Source organism: Halolactibacillus sp. JCM 19043 (assembly GCF_001310395.1).
Classification (GTDB): Bacteria; Bacillota; Bacilli; order Bacillales; family Amphibacillaceae; genus Halolactibacillus; species Halolactibacillus miurensis.
In genome coordinates, this window is record NZ_BAXD01000026.1 from 37,609 (window position 1) to 43,682 (window position 6,074).

Genomic DNA, 6,074 nt, shown 5'->3' on the forward strand with positions numbered 1-6,074 from the left:
CAATGTTATCTACCGACGTCAGCTGCTCAATGGCAACGAGCGTTCTTCACGTGAAAAATCTGATCGTCTGACTTCCACAAAAACAAATACCTGCCCTGAAATAATCTGATTTAACTCATCTAAGTCAGCATCGTGATGATACTTTTTCAAGACTTTGTCTACTTTCGATTTTAATGACACATCCATCTGATCTTGTTTAACTGTGTGGCCTTTTAAATCAGCTGTTTTTTCCACACGTTTGAGTGTTTCTAATAGTACTTCACCATCAAGTTTAGGCTTTAAAATATAATCAATCACGCCGTGTTTAAACGTATCTCTGACATAATCAAAATCGGCATAACTACTTAAGACAATCACTTCGATGGCTGGGTAATGGGCTTTGATATATTTAATCAAATCCGTCCCGTTCATCACTGGCATCACAATATCGGTAATCACAATATCTGGCTTCAACTCATCAATCAACAGACGGGCTTCTTCACCGTTTGACGCTTCACCGACGACTTCAAATCCTTCATCTTGCCAGTTGATATAATGCAAGATGCCTTGTCTGATTAATCGTTCATCATCGACAATCAATACTTTTGTGAGTGACTTCGGCATAACATCTCCCCCTTACATACAGAAAAACTTATCACTAGTATAGCACGACTTTTCTGAAATCGTCACGAGTGATAGTAAACGTTGTCAACGATTCCACTAGCATCACATACACGATGTCTTCATCATCGTCTAAGACAGCTTTCTCTTTTAGTCGCTTTATATTGAAGCTCTTTCATCTTTAATGTGAAAAAGCGAAGGAACATTCACCTTCGCTTTTTCATCCATGTATGTGTCTATCTTAACAGCATCACTTGACTTTTAGCGGTGCTAACTGTGCATCAATGTCTGTTTGTTTATAACCACCTTGGATAAGCGCACAAGCTGTATACGCCCCTTCAATAAAGGCGGCATCGATAATCGTCACGTCTTTATCCGTCATTTCACTGACCATTTCTAGTGTCATCTTGCACTGCCTAAGTCATAGAAACAATATAACGTGTCACTATCATTTTGTTCAATCGCCGCTTCAATTAAAGCATAACTTGAACCAACTTCACCGTCATCAGTCCCACCTGCATAGGTAATCGACACATCCGGTGCACTTTCTTTGAGTAAGCGATACACGCCTTCGGCAATATGATCGACATGTGACGCAATGACAATGCCTAAACTCATGCGATAACCTCCTCAATGAGTGCTTCAAATAGATAGCCGCTTGAGACGGCCCCAGGATCGAGGGCGCCAATCGAGCGGTCGCCTACATAAGACGCCCGGCCTTTTTTCGCTTTAAGTGGTTTCACATCGAGAAGGGCTTGATCAATAGTCGCTTGAGAGAACGTCCCTTCTTTTAAAGCCGTTGCGACAGGCTGCCACATATCAATCATCGTCTTATCACCCACATCTGCCTTTCCGCGGTGTTTAATCCCTTCTAGTCCTGCTTCAATAAGGACACTTAAGTCCCTTGTCTCTTTGGCTTTCTTTGCCATCGCCATAAAGGCAGAGCCGTATAAAGGGCCTGAGGCTCCGCCAACTTTACTAATGAGTGCCATCGCCGTTTGTTTTAATACGGCCTCTAAGCTTTCATCTGTCACACTTGCCAATTTTTCTTTGACGCTTCTGTCCCTCTTGCCATATTCGAACCGTGATCGCCATCTCCAATCGCTTGATCAAGATCACTTAAATAAGCTTTATTATCTGTTACTTTTCCATGAAAGTTTAATAGCCAGCGCTGCGCTTGTTCATGTGTTAATTCCATGCTATCTCCTCCTTACCAACTCAAGACATCAACAGGTGATGTGAGTGCTTCTTTGTATGTTTCATCATCTAAATCAATCACTGTCAATGATAATCCGGCCATATCAATCGATGTCATAAAGTCGCCGATTTTTTGAAACGTGATCTCAACGTCATACGCTTTTAGTTCGTTGACGACGTCGCGGTAAAACACATACAACTCTTGTATCGGCGTCGCACCTAAACCATTCACTAAGAGGCCGATTTTCTTTGTTTCTTTTCGTGTCTCCATCAGTTTAGTAACCAGTTCTTTTGCGATCTGATGACTTTGTTTTAACTCACTCCGACGATAACCCGGTTCACCATGAATCCCGACACCATACTCCATTTCGTTCGCTTCTAGCGTAAAACCTGGTTTTCCAACTTCAGGGACGGTCGCCCCAGTTAACGCGACCCCTAACGTGTCGATATGATGAATCAGCGCATCACCTAACTGTTTTAACTCCGCTAACGTTTTACCTTCACGCGCAAAGTGTCCTAAAATTTTATGCACAAGAATCGTACCAGCGACGCCGCGTTTTCCGGCCGTATACGTACTATCTTCGACCGCAATATCATCATCCACAAGAATCGATTCGACTTCGATGTCTTCCATTTCGGCCATCTCTTTTGCCATATCAAAGTTCATCACGTCACCCGTGTAATTTTTTACAATCAGTAACACACCTTTACCCGTATCACTCGCTTTAATCGCTTCATAGATTTGATCGGGTGTTGGTGACGTGAACATTTCACCAAGCACAGCTGCCCTGAGCATCCCGTCACCGACAAAACCAGCATGAGCCGGTTCATGACCACTCCCCCACCTGACACTAATCCAACCGTTGCTTGTTTCTCTTTCTCAATCACGACGCGGGTATCTTCAATCCTTGTCAGTAAATCACTGTGGGCCAACAGCATGCCTTCTAATAAGTCATCTACAACTAAATGGGGTTCATTGATAATTTTTTTCATCGGTTGTCCTCCTAGATGGTTCAGCCGAGACCATGCGGCCCCGGCTGATATGTTATTTGTCTTTAAATGTTTGGTCATTTTACACGTGTTACCATTTATTCTCCGCGTTTTTTCATGTAGGCTTTCGCATAAACATCGACGGCTTTAATCGCTTGAACGACATCATCAGGTGTCACGGTAAACGGCATATTTTTCATCGTTTCTTCTGGTTTAGTCGCCAGTTCACCAATTTTGTATAAGTCCTCATCAGTGGCTTTATCTAGATGCACAGCTTCTAATGTGACCGGTAAATCTAACGCCAGGTACAAATCAAGATAGCGCTCGATTTCACTTTGCGTTTTATTTTCTAACACAAGTTGTGTCATTGTGCCGTAGGCCACTTTTTCCCCGTGTGATAAATGGTGAATGTCCCCGTCGACAGCAGTAAAGCCATTATGAATCGCATGTGCTGCAGCTAGACCTGAATCTTCAAATCCAAGGCCACTTAATAACGTATTCGCTTCAACAATCGCATCAAGGCTGGTGTGACAATCCCTTGTTTATTCGCTTCATAAGCAAGTAAGGCGTAATCGAATAACACCGCTTCACATTTTTCTGCAATCGCAAATCCTGCAATAGTCGCTTTTCCACCACTCATTGTCTCGCCATTTTTTTGTTTAACGGCACGTGCCTCGACAAGTGTCGCCAAAGCGTCAGAAATACCTGAAGCAAGCATACGGCTTGGTGCTTTTGCGATGATTGATGTATCCATTAACACGAGATCTGGATTCTTTTTATAGAATAAGTATTGTTCAAACGCACCTTCTTCTGTATAAACAACCGACAAACCAGACGTCGGGGCATCCGTTGATGCAAGGGTCGGGAAGATGACAATCGGAACATTTAAGTTATTCGCCACTGCTTTAGCCGTATCAAGGGCTTTACCAGCACCCACACCAATTACCGCATCGACGGATTTATCTTGACCAATCTCAGATACACAATCGATTTCTTTCATTGAACACTCACCGTTAAATGTCACTTTCGTCACAGTAAAGTCTGATTCTAAGTTACCAACAAGTGTATCCGCTGCGATACTTTGTACAAATTCATCGGCTAACACGAGTAAGTTTTCTCCGAAATGTGTTAAATACTGACCTGCATGATTAAGTAAATCTTTACCTTGAATGTAACGACTTGGGCTAACAAAAATTTTATCCATGTGAATCCTCCTAAAGATTTTTTCCAATCTCTACGATTGGTATTTGGTAACGCTTTAATCTATACCCTTATTGTAGGATGTAAACGCTTTATTTGGAACGGACAAATTAGGTCATCTGTCAAAACGACTATATTTTTTGCTTTATCCGCTTGTCATTTTCAGCTACACTATGGATAGGGTGATGCCAATGACAACTTCAATCATTACACAAAAAATGATTGCACAAGCATTAAAAGACTTAATGAACCATCAGGCGTTTCAAAAGATTTCAGTCTCTGACATTATGAAGCAGTGTGAGATGCGCCGGCAAACATTTTACTATCATTTTCAAGATAAATATGAACTACTAGCATGGATTTATCAGTCCGATACAAAAGAACATATTGCCGACTTTTTAGACTATGAACGGTGGGATACGATTCTTTATCAACTGTTTCATTATTTCTATGATCACCAAACATTTTATAAAAATGCCTTAAGTGTGACAGAACAAAATGATTTTGGTGATTACCTTTACCATGAATTGCATCAATTATTTATACATGTCATCAAAGATCTAAGTCACCACGCTTCTAGTGAACAACTGGATTATCAAGCGAAGTTCTTCGCCCACGGGTTTGTCGGCATGACAAAGGACTGGTTGCTCTCAGGATGTGACGCGTCACCGATCGTGATGCGTGATGTTGTTTATGGTTTGCTTGATGAACAACTCAAGATTTCATCACACGAAAGCGAGGAACAACAATGAAACACATAATAAATATGAAACAAACAGCGATAACATCGATGTTATCAGCCTTTTGGTTTGAACATCAATCGCGGTTAAACATCGATTCCGATCATCACATCATTTATCTCCCTGAAACGACGGGCGTGAGCTTAATCTCTGGTGGCGGAAGTGGTCATGAACCAGCGCATTTCGGCTATGTAGGCGAAGGGATGTTGACGGCCAGTGTCAGCGGTCAACTCTTTACCCCACCTTTTCCTGCCGCAATTTTAAAAGCGATTACATTGACAGACAACGGGCAAGGAGTTTGTCTTATTGTCAAAAACTTCGCAAGCGATGTGGAAGTTTTCACTGAAGCGATGCGACAAGCACGTGAGAAAGGACATGACGTTGAGATGGTCATTGTCAGTGATGACGTGTCAATTGATAATAAAACCACTTACTCCAAACGTAAACGTGGGGTGGCAGGCACAGTACTGATGCATAAACTACTCGGCTTCTATAATCAACAAGGCAAAACGTTAAAGGAACTGACAGCTATCGCAAACAATATCTTACCGCATCTCTTCACTTTAGGGGTGGCCTTATCTTCTGCGGAACTACCAAAGACAGCGCCATTTTTTAAGTTGAATAAGGATGAAGTCTATTTCGGTGTCGGTATTCACGGAGAAAAAGGGTACCGAAAGGAACCGTTTCAATCGTCAGAACAACTCGCGATTGAACTATATAACAAACTCAAGCATTTACACCAATTTAGACAAGACGATCATTACGCCTTTTTGATTAACGGGCTTGGGGCAACACCGTTACTCGAACAGTATGTTTTTTCGAATGACGTAAGACGCCTAGCGGCGCTTGATAAGATTACGATTGATTTTTTAAAGACCGGGACGCAACTATCGTCATACAACATGCAAGGTATTTCTTTAACGTGTTTAAAAATCACCGATCCATCAATGAAAACAGCCTTACAGGCACCCGTTGATGTGAGCCACTGGTAGGAGGAGAAAACGATGGAAACAAGTTATGTGACAAGTAAAGACAAGACATTACTCCATCTTTATCGTTATACGAATGAAAAAACACCGACACTCATTCTTCAATTTGCGCACGGATGGGGGAACACGCGGGGCGGTATCAAGATTTTTTTAACTACTTATCGGAAAGAGGGATTTTTATTTTTGCGCATGATCACCGCGGGCACGGAAAAACAGCTGAGAAAAATGGCATACTGGGTCACTATAGTGATCACGATGGTTTTGAAAAAGCGGTGGATGATCTTTTACTCGTCAGTGATTTGATTAAAGAAGCGTATCCAAGAACACCCAAAGTGATCATGGGTCATTCCGAGGCCAC

At 42.0% G+C, this 6,074-nt stretch carries 8 protein-coding genes and 2 pseudogenes; 3 read left to right on the plus strand and 7 right to left on the minus strand.

The window, feature by feature from the left end:
• Positions 1-18 precede the first annotated feature (18 nt).
• From JCM19043_RS18940 to JCM19043_RS11895, 7 genes and pseudogenes are all read right to left on the minus strand, one after another.
• Positions 19-603 (minus strand): response regulator, encoded by a 585-nt coding sequence (locus JCM19043_RS18940; protein ID WP_062322770.1) that lies wholly within the window; start codon positions 601-603, stop codon positions 19-21.
• Positions 604-850: 247 nt separating this feature from the next.
• On the minus strand, positions 851-1,006 hold the full coding sequence (locus JCM19043_RS18945) for a hypothetical protein (protein ID WP_369813855.1): 156 nt from the start codon (positions 1,004-1,006) through the stop codon (positions 851-853).
• Positions 1,003-1,218 carry a hypothetical protein gene (locus JCM19043_RS18950; RefSeq protein ID WP_369813856.1) on the minus strand — a complete coding sequence of 72 codons (216 nt, stop codon included), beginning with the start codon at positions 1,216-1,218 and terminating at the stop codon, positions 1,003-1,005. Before JCM19043_RS18950 ends, JCM19043_RS18945 begins: the two co-directional genes overlap by 4 nt.
• A pseudogene (gene dhaL / locus JCM19043_RS11885) lies at positions 1,215-1,798 on the minus strand (dihydroxyacetone kinase subunit DhaL). The gene JCM19043_RS18950 and the pseudogene dhaL overlap by 4 nt, the downstream one beginning before the upstream one ends.
• A gap of 12 nt (positions 1,799-1,810) precedes the next feature.
• Positions 1,811-2,578, minus strand: a complete 768-nt coding sequence (locus JCM19043_RS11890) for a dihydroxyacetone kinase subunit DhaK (RefSeq protein WP_369813857.1) — start codon at positions 2,576-2,578, stop codon at positions 1,811-1,813.
• Positions 2,491-2,790, minus strand: coding sequence for a hypothetical protein (locus tag JCM19043_RS18955; protein ID WP_369813858.1), 300 nt, complete (start codon positions 2,788-2,790; stop codon positions 2,491-2,493). The genes JCM19043_RS11890 and JCM19043_RS18955 overlap by 88 nt, the downstream gene beginning before the upstream one ends.
• A gap of 95 nt (positions 2,791-2,885) precedes the next feature.
• Positions 2,886-3,991: pseudogene (locus tag JCM19043_RS11895) on the minus strand (glycerol dehydrogenase).
• 187 nt (positions 3,992-4,178) lie between these two features.
• On the opposite strand from JCM19043_RS11895, the gene dhaS reads away from it, so the two are divergent.
• From dhaS to JCM19043_RS16075, 3 genes are all read left to right on the plus strand, one after another.
• Positions 4,179-4,739 (plus strand): dihydroxyacetone kinase transcriptional activator DhaS, encoded by a 561-nt coding sequence (gene dhaS / locus JCM19043_RS11900; protein WP_062322771.1) that lies wholly within the window; start codon positions 4,179-4,181, stop codon positions 4,737-4,739.
• Positions 4,736-5,719, plus strand: a complete 984-nt coding sequence (locus tag JCM19043_RS11905; protein ID WP_062322774.1) for a dihydroxyacetone kinase subunit DhaK — start codon at positions 4,736-4,738, stop codon at positions 5,717-5,719. The genes dhaS and JCM19043_RS11905 overlap by 4 nt, the downstream gene beginning before the upstream one ends.
• Positions 5,720-5,832: 113 nt before the next feature.
• On the plus strand, positions 5,833-6,074 hold a 242-nt coding region (locus tag JCM19043_RS16075; RefSeq protein ID WP_197274804.1), incomplete at its 3' end, for a serine aminopeptidase domain-containing protein.

Bases quoted from the DNA above. Each gene is read 5' to 3' on its own strand.
- JCM19043_RS18940 (WP_062322770.1), bottom strand. From the start codon at position 603: ATGCCGAAGTCACTCACAAAAGTATTGATTGTCGATGATGAACGATTA.
- JCM19043_RS18945 (WP_369813855.1), bottom strand. From the start codon at position 1,006: ATGACACTAGAAATGGTCAGTGAAATGACGGATAAAGACGTGACGATT.
- JCM19043_RS18950 (WP_369813856.1), bottom strand. From the start codon at position 1,218: ATGAGTTTAGGCATTGTCATTGCGTCACATGTCGATCATATTGCCGAA.
- JCM19043_RS18955 (WP_369813858.1), bottom strand. From the start codon at position 2,790: ATGAAAAAAATTATCAATGAACCCCATTTAGTTGTAGATGACTTATTA.
- dhaS (WP_062322771.1), top strand. From the start codon at position 4,179: ATGACAACTTCAATCATTACACAAAAAATGATTGCACAAGCATTAAAA.
- JCM19043_RS11905 (WP_062322774.1), top strand. From the start codon at position 4,736: ATGAAACACATAATAAATATGAAACAAACAGCGATAACATCGATGTTA.